Below are 18,056 nucleotides of genomic sequence, written 5' to 3'. Positions count from 1 at the left end.
TGATATCTACAACTTTTAAAACTATAGTATGGGCAAGTGAAGATAAGTCTGTAAACTAGCTAAAATTAATAATAAAAAGACTAAACTGCACATAATGTGGTTTAGTCTTTTTCTGTAATTATTTAAAGTCTTGAACTAATTGTAGGAATAAAGCAGTAGCACTTGTCATTCCGCGATCATCAGGTGCAAAAGCACTGTTATATAAAGGTTGGTTTAAGACGCGATGATCTTCTACTCCAAATAAGATAATAGCACCTTTATAGTGTTCTAAATATTCAGAAAAGCTAGTTGCAAACATTGAAGGATTAGAATACTCAAATGATAATTTATTACTTAAACGATGCAAAGACTGTAAGGCGAAATTACCAGCTTCAATATTATTGGTAAAAGGTGCGATAACATTATCAATAGTAATAGATGTTTCTACTTTAAAAGATGTCTTTACCATATCAATAAGTCTATTAATCATTTCATGAATGATTTTCTTAGTTTCAAAACTATCAAACCGAACATTAATAGCTAGTTCAGAATAATCAGCAGTCATATTGTGGAAAAAACCACCATTACTTTTAGTACAAGTAATAGAATATATCTTATCTGGTGACATATGATTTGCAATCATTGATCTTAGTTGTGTAATAAAAGTTGATGATGCTAAAATAGTATCTTCAGAATTATGAGCATATCCAGCAGCAGTACTATAACCATACCATTTGATTGTTAAAAATTCAGTACCAATAAATGATTGATCTGGAGTAATATCAACAGTGTTTATTTTAGTGTTTGCCGAAGGAAATAATGAGTAAATATATTTAATCTTATTTAACTTATCGTTATCTAAAATTCTTTTAGACTGCGAATAACGATAACTATCCGATTCAAATATTACAACAACGTTTCTTTTGAACTGTGTATCATGTTCTTTTAAAACCTTTAAGATACCTAAAGCACTAGCCATTAATAAATCATTACCAGTAGCATGCATGATATTATTATAACTAGATTTATATTCTAAATTAGTTCTTTCTTGTATAGGTAAAGCATCCATAACACATCTTAAAGCAATGGCTGGTTCCTTACTATGGTGAGTTAAATATGCAATAACAGAATGATCTATTATTTCATACTCAATACCTAATTTTTTTAGCTCTCCTATTATTTTCAACTGTGTAACAGCTTCAACACCACCTAGTTCAGGATATTTATGAAAATACTGTCTTAAGTTTCTTTGATAGTTATAGACACTTTGTGCATAGTTATACATTAAATTCATTAGTGCAATTCCCCCTTTAGTAATTTATCAATATCTAAATCATATTGATAGTATTTATTCTTTTCATAAAATTTATTATATTTTATGTAATTTAATTGTGAATTATTTATATCATAACATAATTTACTAAGAGATATGTGATAATCATTTGGTAAATCATTATTTATATTTATATAAAAGCCACGTAATTCATCTTTATAATTACTCAAATCAGGCATATAAAAGTATATAGGTCTTTTAAGCAAGGCATAATCAAAATAAACACTAGAATAATCAGTGATTAAAATATCTGCAATTGGATATAGTTGAGCTATATCCTGATAATTACTAACATCAATAATGTTAGAATATTTAGATAAATCAACATTATTCTTTATTAAATAATGAGGTTTATACAATACAACAAATTCTTTGTTTAATAACTTAGAAAACTTATCTAAATCTATTAAACCATTATTACTATAACCAGCTATCAAGCTTTTATTATTATCACGATATGTAGGTGCATATAAGATAATCTTTTTAGCTTCAGCAATATTATGCATTTTCTTAAAATTAATAATATCTTCGACATCAAAGTTAAGAATATCTAAGTTACGTGGATACATTGTTTTAATTATTTTGTTTTCATTTAATTTAAAAGCACTTACTAAATGCTTAGTAGCATAATCACTAGGACTAATAAAATAATCACATTTAGCCCCTTCATCAATGTAGCTATCAATCATTTGTTGATAAGTTTGCAAAGAACGATAGAAATAATTATTTGTTTTTTCAATATCACAGCCTAGTTTTTTAAGTGGTATTCCATGCCAAGTTTGTAAAAAATAAGTCTGTTTAGCTTTTTTAAAATAAGAAGGACTCTTATAATTAAATACCCAAAGTTTAGCTTGTTTTAACATTTTAAAATGCTTAAAACTATGTGATTTTACAACAAGACAATTAGGATATAGTCTTTGAAAGTTTTCAATGTCATCATTATTTTTTAAGGCAAAGACTAAATTATATTTATTAGATTTAGTTAACTCTTTAAAAATAGCATAGGGATTGTCATTATAATATTTTCCAGCATATGATTCAAAAAGAATAGTATTACTATCTGTTTTTGTAAGTAGATATGCAATAAAACATTTAATTTTATAGTAGTTGTTTTTTAAAAAAACAATAGTTCTTATTAGTAGCCTTTTCATAGTTTTTATCACCCGATACAATTATATCATAAATTACTTTTACTTGTGTTATAATTATATTGGTGATTAAAATGAAAAAAAACAAACATATAATTGGCTTTTTAGTATTACACTTATTAGTTTATTCAATATATAATTTAGGACATCCTGTAACTCCACAATACATAAAAGATATAAATGCCCCAGTTTACATGACTGGAGTTCTTTTAGGTGTTATGGCATTAGCACAATTTATATTTGCACCTTTATGGGGACAAATATCTGATGATTTTTCCAGGAAAATAGCCTTTTTAGGGCCAGGAGGATATGCCTTTGGTCAACTAGGTTTCATATTCTTGAGCGATCCAGGACAGTTAGCTATTTTCAGGTTTATTTCAGGAGGCTTTGCAGTTATAACAACAACAGTCCATTATGCTTATATATCAGATAAGGCACATGATCTTGATGAAAAAGCTAAGTATTTAGGAATAGCAGCATTACTACTTCCAATTGGCGTCTTTTTTGGATATGCAGTAGGTGGCTATATAGGTGATCTCTTGAATCCAAGAATGGTTTTTGTTGTTCAAGCAATAGCAAGTTTAATAAGTGCTATTATATTATACTTTTATGTAGATAGTCCTGTTAATAAAAAAGCCTCAATAAAAGATATAAAATTTAATGTCTTTAAAGAAAATGGCAAATTATTAACAAGATATTCTGATACAGCATTAAAATATATTTTACTAATAACTTTATTTAATATAGTTTCATATCAACTAACCTTTGCACAATCATCAGTAATCTTAAATAGTGGTTTTAATAAAACAAGTGGTTTTATTGGATTGTTTGTGGCAACCTTTAATTTAAGTGCTGGACTTGCAAGTTTTATAGTTCAACCTAAATTATTTAAAAGTAAGAGAAAGAATTATGATTATTTACCAATGTTATCACTAGCTTCAATAGGTTGTAGTTTATTAGCTTTTATGGCTGCCTTTACTTCACCATTATTAATGTGGATAGGCTTAATGTTATCAACAATATTAAATACTACATTTATAGCCTTAATACAAGATATTATCACAAAAGTTGATAAAGGAAATGAAAAAGGTGCCCTGATTGGAATAAATCAGGCAGTGCAATCTTTAGGTACATTTGTTGGAACTACAGGTGGGGGTCTAATACTTTCTCATTATGTATTTGGACCATTAATTGCCGGGGCAATAATGTTCTTATTGACATTTATTTTAAATCAATTTGTTGTTAATAAGCAATTACATGCGACCTTAGCTAATAAGTAATAATGATAACTGTGATTATAAAGTATTTTGTAAAATACAAGCTATCCTTTAATTGTTAACAATAACACTGAACATTATAAAACTGATAATAATTTTATAACTTTAAGACATAATAGGGTACTATCTATCTACTATACTTAAAAGTTTATTCACACATGTTTCTATATTAATCATACTTTCTAAAAAAATAAAGATAGTTAATTATTATAAATTAGTAGTGCATGAATGCAAGAGTTAATTATGGAAATAATCTAATAATGAGTAATTTAACTTAGTACTTTATAGAATATAAAAAAAATGTGTAATAATAAGTGTATTGTTGAAATGAGAAAAAGATAATGTTATAATATATTTGCTAGCAATAGAAGACTTCGAACCAGGTCAGGACTGGAAAGTAGCAGCCTTAAGGAGTATCTTCTGTGTGCTAGCTTTTTTTTAAAGGGAGAAAAGCTATGAATGATCTTTATTATATGAATGAAGCTTTAAAAGAAGCTAAAATCGCATTTGAAAAAGATGAGGTTCCTGTAGGAGCTGTTATAGTTTATAACAATAAAATAATTGCAAGAGCACATAACACTAATTTTAGTAGTAAAAATTCTTTAAATCATGCTGAAATTAATGCTATTGATCAAGCTTGCAAATATTTAAATACCAGTGATTTATCTGCATGCAGTATTTATGTAAGTTTAGAACCTTGCATGATGTGTCATGGAGCTTTAATAAATGCAAAAATTAAACGTGTCTATTTTGGAGCGTTTGACTTAAAAAAAGGAAGTATTATTTCAAACCAGTTTTTCAAGGATGACAAAAAAATCCATTGGACACCTGGTCTTTTACAAGAAGAGGCAAAATCATTGCTGAAAGAATACTTTACCAACAAAAGGAGGGACTAGTTGTGTATCAATCAATTTATCGAAAATATAGACCACAAACCTTTGAACAAGTATATGGACAAGATGCGATATCAACAACTTTAAAAAATGCAATAATTTATGATCGAGTTGCACATGCCTATTTATTTTCAGGACCAAGAGGAACTGGAAAAACAACGACTGCAAAACTATTAGCAAAAGCCTTAAACTGTACTAATATGCATGATGGAAAAATTTGTGATGAGTGTGAAGACTGTCAATTAATTAAAGAGGGAGCACATCCTGATGTTATTGAAATAGATGCAGCATCTAATAATGGAGTAGATGAAGTTAGAGACTTAATTGAAAGAGTTAAGTATGCACCAATTAAGGGTAAGAAAAAAGTCTATATTATAGATGAGGTTCATATGATGTCTCAAGGTGCTTTTAATGCCTTGTTAAAGACTTTAGAAGAACCACCAGATCATGTTTGCTTTATCTTAGCAACAACTGAACTACATAAAGTATTACCAACAATAAAATCTAGATGCCAAAAATTTAATTTTAAGAAAATTCAAGAGACTGAAATTATTAAATGTATGGAAGAGATTCTAAATAAGGAAGAAGCAACATATGAATTAGATGCACTAAAAGTAATTGCCTCACTAAGTGATGGTGGTATGCGTGATGCTTTATCAATCTTAGAACAAGTAATGATATACACAAATAACAATATTAACTTAGCAGACACTTATGAAGCTTTAGATTTAGTTGGTAAAGATGAAATAAAAAAATTATATGATTTAATCATAAATAAAGAACTAAATCCAGCCTTAAACTTTGTAAATGAACAAAGTAAAAATGCAGTTGATTTTAAACAAGTTATAAATGAATTAATAGCAATGGCAATGGATGATTTAGTTAATAATAATAACGATAAAAAGTTTTCACTAAACATGGTTGAAAAATTAGATGAATCATTAGAAAAACTAAAATATGATAATTCAAAAAAATTATATTTAGAGCTTGCTATTATTAAAAGTGTTAACTTTAACAAAATTGAAATGAATACTATAAATAGTATTCAACCAGTAGAAGAATTAGTAGCACAAAAATTATCAAGCAATAATCATGAAGTGAATAAAGAAGAAAAAACAAATAACTTTAAACAAAATTATGAACGTATCAAAAGTAGTATACCTCTAAATAAGGAAGAAGAAATACCAAAAGCTGATGTAGAAAGTATACTTTCACAAGAAGAATTAATGAATGTATTAGTTTGTGCTAATAAAGATATCTTAAAAGAAGTTAAAAACAAATGGATGTTAGTTAATGATTTGTTATATAGAGAGGATACAAAACTAAGTGCTTCTTACTTAGAAGGAAGTATACCAGTTGCAGCCTGCAATGATGCTATAATAGTAGTAGCAGAAGACATGCCTTCTGCAATGTTAATTAACAATGCTATTAATGCTTCTGATATACTAAATGTAACTGCAAAAATATATGAAAATAAGCGCTTCATCTTTGCACTTGTAAAACAAGAATGGGATAGCTTAAGAGCAACATATATTAAAGCCTTAAAAGACAATACCCTTCCTACACCAAGAGAAGTATTGCCAAATTTTGTAGAAGTAAGCAATGAAGAAGTAAGTAAAGTAGAAGATGAAGATGAACTTTTAGTATTTGGAAAAAGAGTTTTTCAAGATAAATTAGTCGTAAAAAATTAAACAATAGGAGAAATAAAATGAATATTAACCAAATGATGAAACAAGCTCAACAGATGCAAGCTAAAGTAGCTAAAGCACAAGCAGAACTAGAAGAAAAAGAATTTGAAAAAGAAGTTAATCAAGCTGTAAAAGTTAAAGTTAATGGGAAAAAACAAGTATTAAAAGTTGAAATAGATGAAGATTTATTAGAAGCAGATAATAAAGAAATACTTGAAGATATGATTGTAGTAGCATTGAATGATGTCTTTAAAGAAGTAGATACATTAACTGATGAATTAATGACTAAAGCAACAGGGAATATGAAAATCCCTGGATTTTAGGAGTGATTAAGATGGAGTATCCTTCTTATTTAAACAACCTAATTGAATCATTAAAAGTTTTTCCTGGAATAGGAAGTAAAAGTGCTACAAGAATGGCATTTCAAATGTTAGAGATGGATGAAGAATCTATTGATCAAATTGCTAAATCTTTTACAAGCTTAACTAGTTCAATTAATTATTGTAAAGTTTGTCATAGCATTAGTGACAATGATATATGTTCAATATGTAATGATGAAACAAGAGATCATAATCAAATATGTGTAGTATCAAATTATAAAGATATATTTGCCATTGAAAAAATGAATAATTACAATGGAGTATATCATGTCTTAAATGGCGATATAGCAATTAATAAAGGTATAACACCAGATAAATTAAATATTGATACATTAGTTTCAAAACTAAACAAAGATATAAAAGAAATAATCTTAGCTACTAATCCGACAATACAAGGAGAAACAACAGCTCTTTATTTAAGCAAGGTGCTAGCTGATTATGATGTCAATGTAACAAGAATAGCTAATGGTATGCCAATAGGTGCTAATATTGATTATATTGATGAATTAACAATGTTAAAAGCATTTGAAAATAGAAGAACCTTTAATAAATAGTAAACCTGAGTGAATAATAAGTAAAAATTGATACTTTTGTTCACTTTTTTTGCTATTATAATACTATAAATAAATTAGAAAGAGGGATATTATGAGTTTAAGTTTATCAAAGCATATTACTGCATTAAAACCATCACCTACATTAGCGATGGTTTCAGCAATAGCCCAAAGAAAATTAGAAGGAAAAGAAACAATAGCTTTTAATATAGGTGAACCAGATTTTGATACTCCAAAATTTATTAATGAAGCTATAAAAAATGCAATCGATAATGGTTATACAAGATATGTAGAAGTAAAAGGAATAAAACCACTAAGAATAGAAATTTCAAAAAAATTAAAAGAAGAAAACAACCTAGACTATAATGAAGATCAAATAGTAGTAACAACAGGTGCTAAACAAGCCTTGTTTAATGTTGTGATGACTTTAATAAATAAAGGAGATGAAATAATAATACCAAAACCATGTTGGGTAAGCTATGAAGAAATGGTTACAAGTGTTGGTGGAAAATGTATATTTTTAGAAACAGATGAGTATTTCATGCCTGATTTAAAACAATTAGAAGAAATGATAACACCAAAAACAAAAGCAATTATATTAAATACTCCTAATAATCCAACTGGAGCAGTATATGATAGAAAGACATTAGAAAAAATTGCCCAACTAGCAGTTGAACATCAATTTTATGTGATTTCAGATGAAATATATGAAAAGCTAATCTATACAAATAAAGAACTAGTATCAATTGGTTCACTAAACAAAGAAATATTAGAACAAACTATTACCATAAATGGCTTTGCAAAAGCCTTTGCAATGACAGGTTATCGTATAGGCTATCTTGCAGCCCCAAATCATATTGCCAAAGCAATAGCCAATTTACAAGGACATATGACATCAAATTCAACAACTCCAGTTCAATATGGAGCAGTTGTTGCCTTACAAGAAGGTAAAGAAAGTATTGAATTTATGGTAAAAGAATTCAGTAAAAGAAGAGAACTATGTTTTAAACTACTAGATGATATAGAAGGAATAACTTATTCAAAAGTAGAGGGTGCCTTTTATATAATGTTAAATGTAAAAAACTATTTTAATAAGAAATATCAAAATTATACAATAAATAATGCAGATGATTTATCACTATATTTATTAGATAATGCTAGTATTGCATTAGTATCAGGAAAAGCCTTTCAAGCACCAGAGTATTTAAGATTTTCATATTCTAATAGTATTGAAAATATTACTAAAGGACTATTAGCATTAAAAGAAGCCTTATCTTTATTGAAGTAATACACAAAGAAGACTTACTTTACTAATTGCATATATGTTATTAATGAGTTAAAATATTAACAATGCAATTAAGAAAACAATAAACATTGTTAGATAGATAAAGCGCTAAAAGTAATATTTTTTAAACGTAGAAAAGAAGACATCTTAGGATGTCTTTTTTTCTTGTATAACAACTGAACAAACTATAAATACCATAGATATTATAGTAAAATTATTATGAGGTGAATATTATGATAGAATACATAGAAGCAAAATCAATACTACAAAAAAGTAAAAATGGATCAGGTTGGTTTGGAATTGATTATACAATTAATATGTATCGTGGATGTAACTATGGTTGTATATACTGTGATAGTAGAAGTGAAATTTATAATATTACAAACTTTGATAAGGTAAAAGTTAAAAAAGATGCTTTAATAATATTAGAAAAAGAACTTAAAAGTAAAAGAAATAAAGGAATAGTTTCTCTTGGAGCAATGTCAGATTCATATAATAAATTAGAAGAAAGTTTATTACTAAGTCAGAATACAATAAAGTTATTGACAAAATATGGCTTTGGATTAAACTTAGAAACAAAAAGTTCTTTAATATTACGAGATATAGATTTAATAGCAAAGATGAATGAAACTAATGATGTTATAATTAAAGTAACCATAACAACTGCAAATGATCAAAAGGCTAAACTAATAGAACCTAATGTTAGCAGTAGTAGTGAAAGATTTGAAATAATAAAACAATTAAGTGCTAAAAATATTTATTGTGGAATTTTAATGATGCCACTTATTCCAGGCTTTAATGATACATTTGAAAATATAAAAGAAATCGTAGAAAAAGCTGCAGCTAGTAATGCGAAATTTATTTATCCAGCATTTGCAGTTACGATTAGAAAAGGACAAGTAGAATATTTTGATCAACAACTTAAAATAATAGATCCAAGACTTCATCAAGAACTAGGATTATTAAATAAAAGACAATATGTTATACCTTCAAAACAAGCAAAACAACTATATAAATATTTTGAAAAACTATGTATAGAATATAATATAAAATACAAAATGAAAGATATTATTAAAGAATATATTAAACCTAAAAATGAACAGCTTTCATTTAACTTTACAGAAAATTATTTTTAAACTTGATATAGTGATTAAACTTACAATAATTAGATTACTATTTATAAAATCAAAAAATAATATATCATAATATAAAAATAGTTTTATACCTAAAGTAGATGTTGTTAATGAAAAAATTCAAAAATGATTTACACATTATCATGAATAATTGACTTAAAGTACTTGCAAGACTATAATATAAGAGTACCTATACTTATACAATTACATGTATAAACTGAATTCGATTATTTGAATAACAATATAATATATTGTCATAGGGAGGATCATAAATGAATATTTTTATTTATGGATTGAATCATGAACAAGCAGATATAAGCTTAAGAGAAAAAGTTGCTTTTACTAACTCAAGAAAAGAAGACTTCTACCAATACTTCTTAGATGAACACATAAGTGATTTAGTAATACTATCAACTTGTAATCGAAGCGAATTAATATTTGTTTCAGATAATCTAGAACATGCATTAAATAAAATTAAACTATATTACAAAAATAATATGAAAGTCACAAACTTTGAAAATTTTAATCTTTTAGAAAATAAAAGAGCTTTACAATACATATTTGAAACTGTATGTGGATTACACTCATTAGTAATAGGAGAGGATCAGATACAAGGACAAATAAAAGATGCCTACACTTATGCAACAGATGTATATGAATGTAGCACTGTATTTAATAAATTATTTCAAAGTGTTTTGTCGTGTGGAAAAAAAGTAAGAAGTGAGCATAAACTTAGTGAAATACCATTGTCAATTAGCTATATTGCTATCAATTTATTAAAAGAAAAGCATAATAATTTAAAAGATAAAGCTGTTTTAGTAGTTGGAGTTGGAAAGATGAATAAACTTGCTATTCAATACTTACTAGATTTAGAAGTTTCTAAAATTACTTTAGCAAATAGAACTTTAGAAAAGAGTATCGAATTATCGGCTAAAAACAATAAAATTGATTATATCCCTTTTACAAGAAGATATGATGTAATAGAACAATATGATGTAATAATAAGTGCTACATCAGCACCACATTATGTCTTTGAAAAACATAAGTTATCTAAAATAGATAAACAATTAATCTTTTTAGATATGGCATTACCAAGAGATGTTGAAGCTAATAATCAACATATAATTTATGATGTAGACTCATTAAAAAAAGTAAAACAAGCTAATACAAATCAAAGAAATAAACTTGCTTTAAAAGCACAAGAGACAATAGATGATCAAATAGATAAATTCAATAGTTGGCATGATAATTTAAGTGTTAGCTTATTAAATAAACAATTATATACTTTACAAAAAGAAATAATCCAACAAACGCTTGATTTTCTTGATAAAAAAATAGAACTAAACTTAAACGATCGAAAAATTCTTAATAATACAATGAATAAGATGAATGATCGATTACTTATTAAACCAATGTCTAACTTAAGAAAAATGGATAAAAACCAAAAACAACAATATCAAGATATGTTGGAGAAACTATATCAAATAGGAGAATAAAAATGAAAACAAATAAAAATATGTATCAAAATGCTTGTGAATATATGGCTGGAGGAGTAAATAGTCCAGTTAGAGCTTTTAATTCTGTAGAAACAAGTCCTATAATAGTAAAAGAGGCTAAAAATGCTTATATAATGGATGTTGAAGATAATGTCTATATCGATTATATTATGTCATGGGGACCATTAATGCTAGGACATGCACCACAAGTATTATTAGATGAACTAAACTATGCAGCTGCTAAAGGTTTTAGCTATGGAGTTACAAGTGAAATAGAAATAGATATGGCTAAAATGATAGTAGAAGCATACCCAGGATTAGAACAAATAAGAATGGTTAATTCAGGAACAGAAGCAACAATGTCAGCTTTAAGATTAGCTAAAGGATATACAAATAGAACTAAGATTATAAAATTTGAAGGTGGTTATCATGGACATAGTGATCAACTACTTGTACAATCTGGTTCAGGTGCATTAACATATAATACTCCAACAAGTTTAGGAGTATCTAAAGCAGCAGTAAGTGAAACATTAGTTGCAAAATATAATAATATTGAAAGTGTTAAAGCATTATTTGAAGCTAACATCGATGAAATTGCAGCATTGATAATTGAACCAATTGCAGGTAACATGGGTTTAATACCAGCAAAAGAACAATTTTTAATGGAAATAAGAGAACTATGTACAAAATATAAAACAGTTTTAATATTTGATGAAGTAATATCAGGTTTTAGAGCAACATATCAAGGAGCAACAGGTATTTACAATGTAGTTCCCGATATGGTTTGTTTTGGAAAAATAATAGGAGCAGGTATGCCAGTAGGTGCATATGGAGCAAGTAAAGAAATAATGTCACTATTAGCACCAGAGGGACATGTCTATCAAGCAGGAACACTATCAGGTAATCCATTAGCCATGCATGTAGGTCTTAAAAACTTGCAAATACTTAAAGATAATCCAAGTATTTATGAAAAATTAGATATGAATGCTAAAATGTTAGCTGATGGATTCAGAAGTAATATTGAAAAGTTGAATCTTCCATATAAAGTAGTACAACTTGGTTCATTAATTACATTATTCTTTACAAATAAAGTGCCAACGACTTTTGAGGATGTAGCAGATGCAGACTTGAAAGCTTACAGTAAATATCACAAACTAATGGCAGATCAAGGAATACTACTTCCACCATCACAATACGAAGCAATGTTTTTATCAGATGCTCATACTACACATGACATAGTAAGAACTATTTCAGCAAACTACAAAGCTTTAGCACAATTATAATTAAATAAGTGCACTAAAATACCCAATATTATGAAAAGGTAGCTTTACACCTAGACATTTTATTGGGTATTTTTTAATTCAGAAAAAATATTAAGTGTTCTTTAATAAACTTAAATTTATTATTTGAAAGTGTTGCCTTAATGTTTTTAATAACATCTCATCATGAGTAACTAAAATAATAGTTTTACCTTTTTTATTTAAAAGGAGTAACATATTAATAATATAATCTCTATTAGTAACATCTAAAGAAGCTGTTGGTTCATCAGCTAGAATAAAGTCACGATTAGATAATAGTAGTCTAGCAATTGCTAGTCTTTGTTGTTCTCCACCAGATAAAGTGTATACATATTGCATTAAATCACTAGTAAGTTTTACTGTTTCTAACAGTTTTAAATACTCTGAATCAGTGACTTTTTTAACTATATGCAAATTATATTTGATAGTTTCTGATTCAACTAAGCCATAATTTTGAAATAAAAAGTCGAATTTTTTAATTCTGTCTTTCGTTTTTGTTTTTTCCTTATTTATATAAATAGAGCCACTTGATTCAGAATCTAAACCACCGATAATATTTAATAGTGTCGATTTACCAGTACCACTAACACCAGTAATAACAATAAATGAGCCACTTTCTAAGTTTAAATTAATGCTTTGAAATAAAATTCTATCTTCAATACTCTTACTAATATTCTTGATTTCTAACATAGCTATCCTCCATTTAACCATCTATTTATTTTATTTAGTTCTATATACTTTGAATAAAATATTATTACACCAATACTTAACAAATAACAGAGAAATATCAATTCAAAAGATACTTCATAAAAAGAGTTAAATTGACCTATTAGACTAGTTATAATATAAGTTATTGTAACAATAACAAACAAACTTTTATATCTATTATAGATTGATTTATTGTAAACTCTTTTTAGACCAATTTTTTTCTTTTCTATTTCTAGATATGTCTTAATAAATAAATAAGTAGAGAATATAAAAATAGTAAAAAAGAAAATGAAATTAAAAATAGCTTGCATCAACATTGAAGTAATCATTATAAGTTGCCTGTCTTGTATATCATATAGCACTGAAAAAATACCAGCAATCACATCGGCATTACCACTTTCATAAATCATAGTATCAATTGCTTTCTTATTTTTTAAATAATCAAATGTTAAATCAATACTTCCGGTTAAATATGTTTCTGAAAAGGTATTTTGATGTAAAGTTTTAGTTGTAACTACTTTTTGAGAGTAATAATCATAAAAAGTAAATTCATCCTTTAAAGAAATAATCTTCTTTTTATTTTCAGGGACAATTAGTTTATTATTTGAATCGAATAGTTTATTATGAATAAAAAAATTAGAATTAACATAGGCAATCGCTTCTGCATCATCAGAAGAAAAAAGAACTTGAGCTTCAAAGTTTTCTTGTAGTAACATTGCTACCTCATTAATCTTTACATTGTATTCAGTAGCAACATTATTATCAAACAGACTAAAGTACCGATTTGTTATAGCAACATGATACTGATTTACTCTATTATCTATTTTACTAATATCTTGTGTTTGTATATGATCAGCATTTATCAGCTGTACATTTGAAAGAATTCTTTCCATAAAAGCAGCAGAGAATAATAATGAGAATATAATTACAATGTTTAGTCCTTTAAATATAGCTTGATTAGGTATTAAACCTTTAATAGAGTCTTTAAGGTTTATTTTATTAAAGCAATACCATAAAATTATTGGTTCAGTTAATACTAAAACTAGTAGGCAAAGCAATGATACATAAATATAAAAATTAAATGCAATATCAAAACGTGACAATTGATTAAACATGTACAAGGATACTGTTAGTATTATAAGTATTAAGATTAAAGCACTTAAATAAGTTATTATACTTCTTACAATATACCGCTGATATATTGTAATTTTTTTTGAATAAATTATCCGTAATGATATATCTTTAGAATCATTTTGATATTTAATAAACATTATAATTAACAATGTTAATAAAATAATCAAGATCGCAATATAATACTCACTTTTGAAATCATATTCTAAATGACTACTATTTACATCAATATATTCATAATCAATACCATTTGATTTTAGATCACTAATAAATTTTTGAGAATCATTATCACTACCAATAATCCAGAAATCACTAACATCTTGATATTTAAGTAAACTAATATCATATAAATTAGTAGATCTACTCTTAATAAAAGTATCATATACTCCACTATTTGCACCATCTAAATAAAAAGGAGAACTCTTTAAAGCTAGATTACTGTAAATATTAGATACTACACTAATATTAGAATCATGAGACATTATATTCTTAGTGTATATCATAATATTATTTTGAGTTGCAGTTTTACTTAATTTTTCACGATCATTACCTAGGTTTCTTACAAATATCTGTGATTTTGATATCCATAAAGATTCATCATGATAAAAAGCAGCTAGGACAGAAACTACTGCAATAATGAAAAATAAAAAGATTACTGTTATTTTATATAAATATTTCATATTACACATCCTTTTGTAGATTAATTTAAATTTGATGTTAGTATCCACTAAATTTATTTTTTTTAATCAAATCGTATTATAAATAGCTTTTTAATTTTTATTTATTTTTAAGATTAAACTTAAAATATTTAGCTATTTTTATAGAATGTAATTGTAAAATATAGTAAGTGTATACAGTTATAAGCATTTTACATGTTTTATTATTACTTGTAAATAAAACATAAAATGTTAACAATATATACTAAGAAAACTTACAATGTTTTAAAATAAGCTATTATTTCTAAGTTATAGTTATATTCTTTATAATTAGTTTGCTTTAATATGTTTTCTAAAATTAGTAAATCATTATGAAATAATATAATCATTAACGAAATAGTAATTATCAATAATTATTTTGACTTAATTTTATGAAAAAAATTATATATTATTGTATTTTTCTTTTTTAACAATATTTTTTTGAATTAAAATAGAACTAAATTTATATATATAAGTTATATTAATAAAATATTATTATATGAAAATAGTTACTAGAACTAGATCTACATTTTTGTTTAGAAGTTGTTAAAATAAAAGACAAACCCTTTTTGAAGGTTTGTCTTTAACAAAATATTATTTAGGAGTACATATATTATCATTTAAGAATTTCATTGATAATTCTTCTTTTAATCCTAGAAGATTAGTAGTGTTTCTTTGTTTAGCAATTTTATAGTATTCACATTTATACTCGATAAGTTCTAATGCCTTTTCTAATTGTTGAATTAGCTTTATTGTTTCTTCTTTCTGTTTTAAAAATAGATTTAGTTTTTTTTTATTGTACTGTCACCTTGTTGACACCATTCAAAAAAAGTCTTAATATCTTTTAGTTTCATTCCAGTAGTTTTTAAACACTCAATCATATTTAAACATTCTAAATCAGAATCATCAAATAATCTATTATTACTAGAAGACCTATCTAGTAATGGTAATAATCCTTCTTTATCATAATATCTTAAAGTAGAGATTGAAATATTAACTTTTTTAGATATTTCATTTATAGTATATGTCATTTTAACTCCTCATTTCTTAATAGTTATTGTTAACTCAATGTTTAGTATTATGTCGCATTATCTAAATAATGTAAGTTTATCTTAAGTTATATATATTTCTCTATTTATATTATACATAAATAGTACTTAATAATTGAAGTTATTATATTGAACTAAAGTTAGCTTTAGAGTGTAACATTAGTTTTGGTAAGTAAGATAATGAGATTTTACTTAGATTATTAAATGAGGAGTAGTTTAAATGAATACTTTAAAAGAATTAAAAGTAAAATGGTTTTTTATATTGGTGATGATAATGTTACTTTTGAGCCTAGATGTCGTAATAATTGGCATATTTATCATAATGGTGGTTAAATATTACTTTGTACAGCAGGACAAGGATATTATCAAGAGTGGAATAAGGATGTAAAAAAACTTTATCCAAATGATGTTGTGGTAATAGCATCTAGAGTTAAACATTGGCATGGAGCAACAAGTAATAACTGGTTTTCACATATTGCTATTGAATTTCCAGCAATTGATTCATCTAATGAATGGTTAGAAGCTGTTACAGATGAAGAATACAATAGAATTGAAGTAGAATAAAAAATAAATGTACACATGTACAGGAAAGGAGCAATTATGAATATTGATTTTACATATGGTAAAAACGCTATAAAAAAGAATGGTGTATATGATCAGGTAATAAAAATACTACAAAAGAACAATAAGAAGATTATTGAGCTATCAAATGTTATGGCAAATTCAACTTATGATAAAGTGCTAGAAGGTTCTAAATTAGTAAAAGAGTATAATGTTGCCTTTAATTGCTAAATCAGCAATTAAAGATGTCGAGTATAAAGTACTAACAGAAAAAGAAATTTTAGCAATATTTAATACTGCCTATAATGCATAATTTAATTATATTTTTAATAGAAACATAAAAATATAAAACTACTAACTAAATATCAAAATAATATATACAAATAGTTAACAAAAATGTACAATGTAATTATATGAGATAAATATATATTATTATACATTTAAAGGAGTTTTCTTATGAAGAAGAAAGAGTTGTTATTATTTACAGTATATTTTATAATAAGTTACTTTATAATATTTGTTTTAAAAGAAATGCTGTTTTCTAAAGAATTAAGTGATTCATGGATATCATTTTTAGCATCATTTATTCCACCATTATGCGCTATACTTAGCAGTATAGGCGCAAAAGATAAATCATTACCAATAGATTTTACTAGAATGATAATAATTTCAGTAGTATTAATAATAGCTAGTATAGTCTTTATATTTGTTTTTAATACTAATACCATTGATTTAGTAGGTGTAGTGCTTATTATAATCTACTTGTTATTCTATTATACTATTTTGAAATTGAAGAAAAATCATCAATTAGCAGATGTTGGATTAGCAAATTTTAGTAATATAAATTTAAAGTCATTTCTGTTAGTATCTTTATTAACAGTGGCGTTAAATATTATCTTTAATTCTATTTTTATTACTGGTAACAATCCCTTTATTATAAAAGAACTAAGCAATATTCCAACATTGCTTATGCAGTTTATTGTATCAATACCTATTTTATTTTTAAATATATTTTTACTTGAATTTGCCTTTAGATTTTATTTGCAAAAAAAGGTGTTAAACAACTTTTCAGTTATTAGCAGTATCATAATTATTACTTTTATGAGTATTTTTTGGCAGATGTTTAATATTTCAAGCATTGATTTTAAAGAAGAAATTGTATTGTTATTAATTAGTATTCCATTTTATTTTACTATTACTAGCTTAGCATATTATGTCTACAAGAAATATAATAACTTACTTTATCCAATTATAATCCAATTCTCTAGTCTTTTATACTTCATTCTTTTTGAAAGTATTAATAAAAGTATAGATACTATGAGTATTGTTGGTCTTATTGGTTCGACAATTTTGTATGCAATAATTTCTATTAATTTACTTCAAAAAATTAAAAAATTAAATAATCATTAGAATATAAATAGCAAAAGAGCTTTGTTTCCTTTTCAAAAAAC

General features: G+C 25.8%; 19 protein-coding genes and 1 other RNA gene. 14 read left to right on the top strand and 6 right to left on the bottom strand.

Annotation, left to right across the window (positions count from 1 at the left end; all coding sequences use genetic code 4):
- Positions 1 to 118: 118 nt before the first annotated feature.
- Both ACD762_RS08595 and ACD762_RS08590 read right to left on the bottom strand, forming a co-directional pair.
- The gene (locus tag ACD762_RS08595) at positions 119 to 1,273 is read right to left on the bottom strand and encodes a M20 metallopeptidase family protein (protein ID WP_423363583.1); all 1,155 of its coding nucleotides are present in this window, start codon (positions 1,271 to 1,273) and stop codon (positions 119 to 121) included.
- A complete protein-coding gene (locus tag ACD762_RS08590) occupies positions 1,273 to 2,463 on the bottom strand; it encodes a CDP-glycerol glycerophosphotransferase family protein (RefSeq protein ID WP_423363582.1) in 1,191 nt (396 codons plus the stop codon). Before ACD762_RS08590 ends, ACD762_RS08595 begins: the two co-directional genes overlap by 1 nt.
- Positions 2,464 to 2,534: 71 nt before the next feature.
- Here ACD762_RS08590 and ACD762_RS08585 point away from each other — a divergent pair, with 71 nt between their 5' ends.
- The 10 genes from ACD762_RS08585 to hemL all read left to right on the top strand — a co-directional run bounded on the left by ACD762_RS08585 (position 2,535) and on the right by hemL (position 12,446).
- Positions 2,535 to 3,740: an MFS transporter gene (locus ACD762_RS08585; RefSeq protein WP_423363581.1), complete on the top strand. Its 1,206-nt coding sequence runs from the start codon at positions 2,535 to 2,537 to the stop codon at positions 3,738 to 3,740.
- 350 nt (positions 3,741 to 4,090) lie between these two features.
- An RNA gene (gene ffs, locus ACD762_RS08580) (signal recognition particle sRNA small type) lies at positions 4,091 to 4,176 on the top strand.
- Between the two features lie 16 nt (positions 4,177 to 4,192).
- The gene (locus ACD762_RS08575; RefSeq protein WP_423363580.1) at positions 4,193 to 4,633 is read left to right on the top strand and encodes a nucleoside deaminase; all 441 of its coding nucleotides are present in this window, start codon (positions 4,193 to 4,195) and stop codon (positions 4,631 to 4,633) included.
- Between the two features lie 2 nt (positions 4,634 to 4,635).
- Positions 4,636 to 6,321, top strand: a complete 1,686-nt coding sequence (gene dnaX, locus ACD762_RS08570; protein WP_423363579.1) for a DNA polymerase III subunit gamma/tau — start codon at positions 4,636 to 4,638, stop codon at positions 6,319 to 6,321.
- Positions 6,322 to 6,338: 17 nt separating this feature from the next.
- Entirely contained in the window at positions 6,339 to 6,641 is a 303-nt protein-coding gene (locus ACD762_RS08565) for a YbaB/EbfC family nucleoid-associated protein (protein WP_423363578.1), read from the top strand.
- Between the two features lie 11 nt (positions 6,642 to 6,652).
- Positions 6,653 to 7,252, top strand: coding sequence for a recombination mediator RecR (gene recR / locus ACD762_RS08560; RefSeq protein WP_423363577.1), 600 nt, complete (start codon positions 6,653 to 6,655; stop codon positions 7,250 to 7,252).
- 91 nt (positions 7,253 to 7,343) lie between these two features.
- A complete protein-coding gene (locus ACD762_RS08555; protein ID WP_423363576.1) occupies positions 7,344 to 8,537 on the top strand; it encodes a pyridoxal phosphate-dependent aminotransferase in 1,194 nt (397 codons plus the stop codon).
- 230 nt (positions 8,538 to 8,767) lie between these two features.
- A complete protein-coding gene (locus ACD762_RS08550) occupies positions 8,768 to 9,670 on the top strand; it encodes an SPL family radical SAM protein (protein ID WP_423363575.1) in 903 nt (300 codons plus the stop codon).
- Positions 9,671 to 9,939: 269 nt separating this feature from the next.
- Positions 9,940 to 11,163, top strand: a complete 1,224-nt coding sequence (gene hemA / locus ACD762_RS08545; RefSeq protein ID WP_423363574.1) for a glutamyl-tRNA reductase — start codon at positions 9,940 to 9,942, stop codon at positions 11,161 to 11,163.
- Positions 11,164 to 11,165: 2 nt separating this feature from the next.
- Complete coding sequence (gene hemL, locus ACD762_RS08540; protein ID WP_423363573.1) at positions 11,166 to 12,446, top strand: glutamate-1-semialdehyde 2,1-aminomutase; 1,281 nt, start codon at positions 11,166 to 11,168, stop codon at positions 12,444 to 12,446.
- Between the two features lie 90 nt (positions 12,447 to 12,536).
- Here hemL and ACD762_RS08535 read toward each other — a convergent pair whose 3' ends face one another.
- The 4 genes from ACD762_RS08535 to ACD762_RS08520 all read right to left on the bottom strand — a co-directional run bounded on the left by ACD762_RS08535 (position 12,537) and on the right by ACD762_RS08520 (position 16,026).
- Positions 12,537 to 13,151, bottom strand: coding sequence for an ATP-binding cassette domain-containing protein (locus tag ACD762_RS08535; RefSeq protein WP_423363572.1), 615 nt, complete (start codon positions 13,149 to 13,151; stop codon positions 12,537 to 12,539).
- A gap of 2 nt (positions 13,152 to 13,153) precedes the next feature.
- Positions 13,154 to 14,980 (bottom strand): hypothetical protein, encoded by a 1,827-nt coding sequence (locus ACD762_RS08530; protein ID WP_423363571.1) that lies wholly within the window; start codon positions 14,978 to 14,980, stop codon positions 13,154 to 13,156.
- 609 nt (positions 14,981 to 15,589) lie between these two features.
- On the bottom strand, positions 15,590 to 15,817 hold the full coding sequence (locus tag ACD762_RS08525; protein WP_423363570.1) for a hypothetical protein: 228 nt from the start codon (positions 15,815 to 15,817) through the stop codon (positions 15,590 to 15,592).
- Positions 15,778 to 16,026: a MerR family transcriptional regulator gene (locus ACD762_RS08520; RefSeq protein WP_423363569.1), complete on the bottom strand. Its 249-nt coding sequence runs from the start codon at positions 16,024 to 16,026 to the stop codon at positions 15,778 to 15,780. The genes ACD762_RS08525 and ACD762_RS08520 overlap by 40 nt, the downstream gene beginning before the upstream one ends.
- 222 nt (positions 16,027 to 16,248) lie before the next feature.
- On the opposite strand from ACD762_RS08520, the gene ACD762_RS08515 reads away from it, so the two are divergent.
- The 4 genes from ACD762_RS08515 (at position 16,249) to ACD762_RS08500 (ending at position 18,015) form a co-directional block, all read left to right on the top strand.
- A complete protein-coding gene (locus tag ACD762_RS08515) occupies positions 16,249 to 16,377 on the top strand; it encodes a hypothetical protein (RefSeq protein WP_423363568.1) in 129 nt (42 codons plus the stop codon).
- 78 nt (positions 16,378 to 16,455) lie between these two features.
- The gene (locus ACD762_RS08510; RefSeq protein ID WP_423363567.1) at positions 16,456 to 16,608 is read left to right on the top strand and encodes a hypothetical protein; all 153 of its coding nucleotides are present in this window, start codon (positions 16,456 to 16,458) and stop codon (positions 16,606 to 16,608) included.
- Positions 16,609 to 16,644: 36 nt separating this feature from the next.
- Entirely contained in the window at positions 16,645 to 16,836 is a 192-nt protein-coding gene (locus tag ACD762_RS08505) for a hypothetical protein (RefSeq protein ID WP_423363565.1), read from the top strand.
- A gap of 225 nt (positions 16,837 to 17,061) precedes the next feature.
- Positions 17,062 to 18,015 (top strand): type II CAAX prenyl endopeptidase Rce1 family protein, encoded by a 954-nt coding sequence (locus ACD762_RS08500; protein WP_423363564.1) that lies wholly within the window; start codon positions 17,062 to 17,064, stop codon positions 18,013 to 18,015.
- Positions 18,016 to 18,056: the final 41 nt, after the last annotated feature.

Origin of the sequence: Mycoplasma sp. P36-A1, assembly GCF_049478495.1 — a bacterium.
In the GTDB taxonomy this organism is placed as follows: Bacteria; Bacillota_I; Bacilli_A; order JAJDGJ01; family JAJDGJ01; genus P36-A1.
Note: the sequence above shows the minus strand (reverse complement) of the source record. Positions and strands in the feature narration are given on the sequence as shown.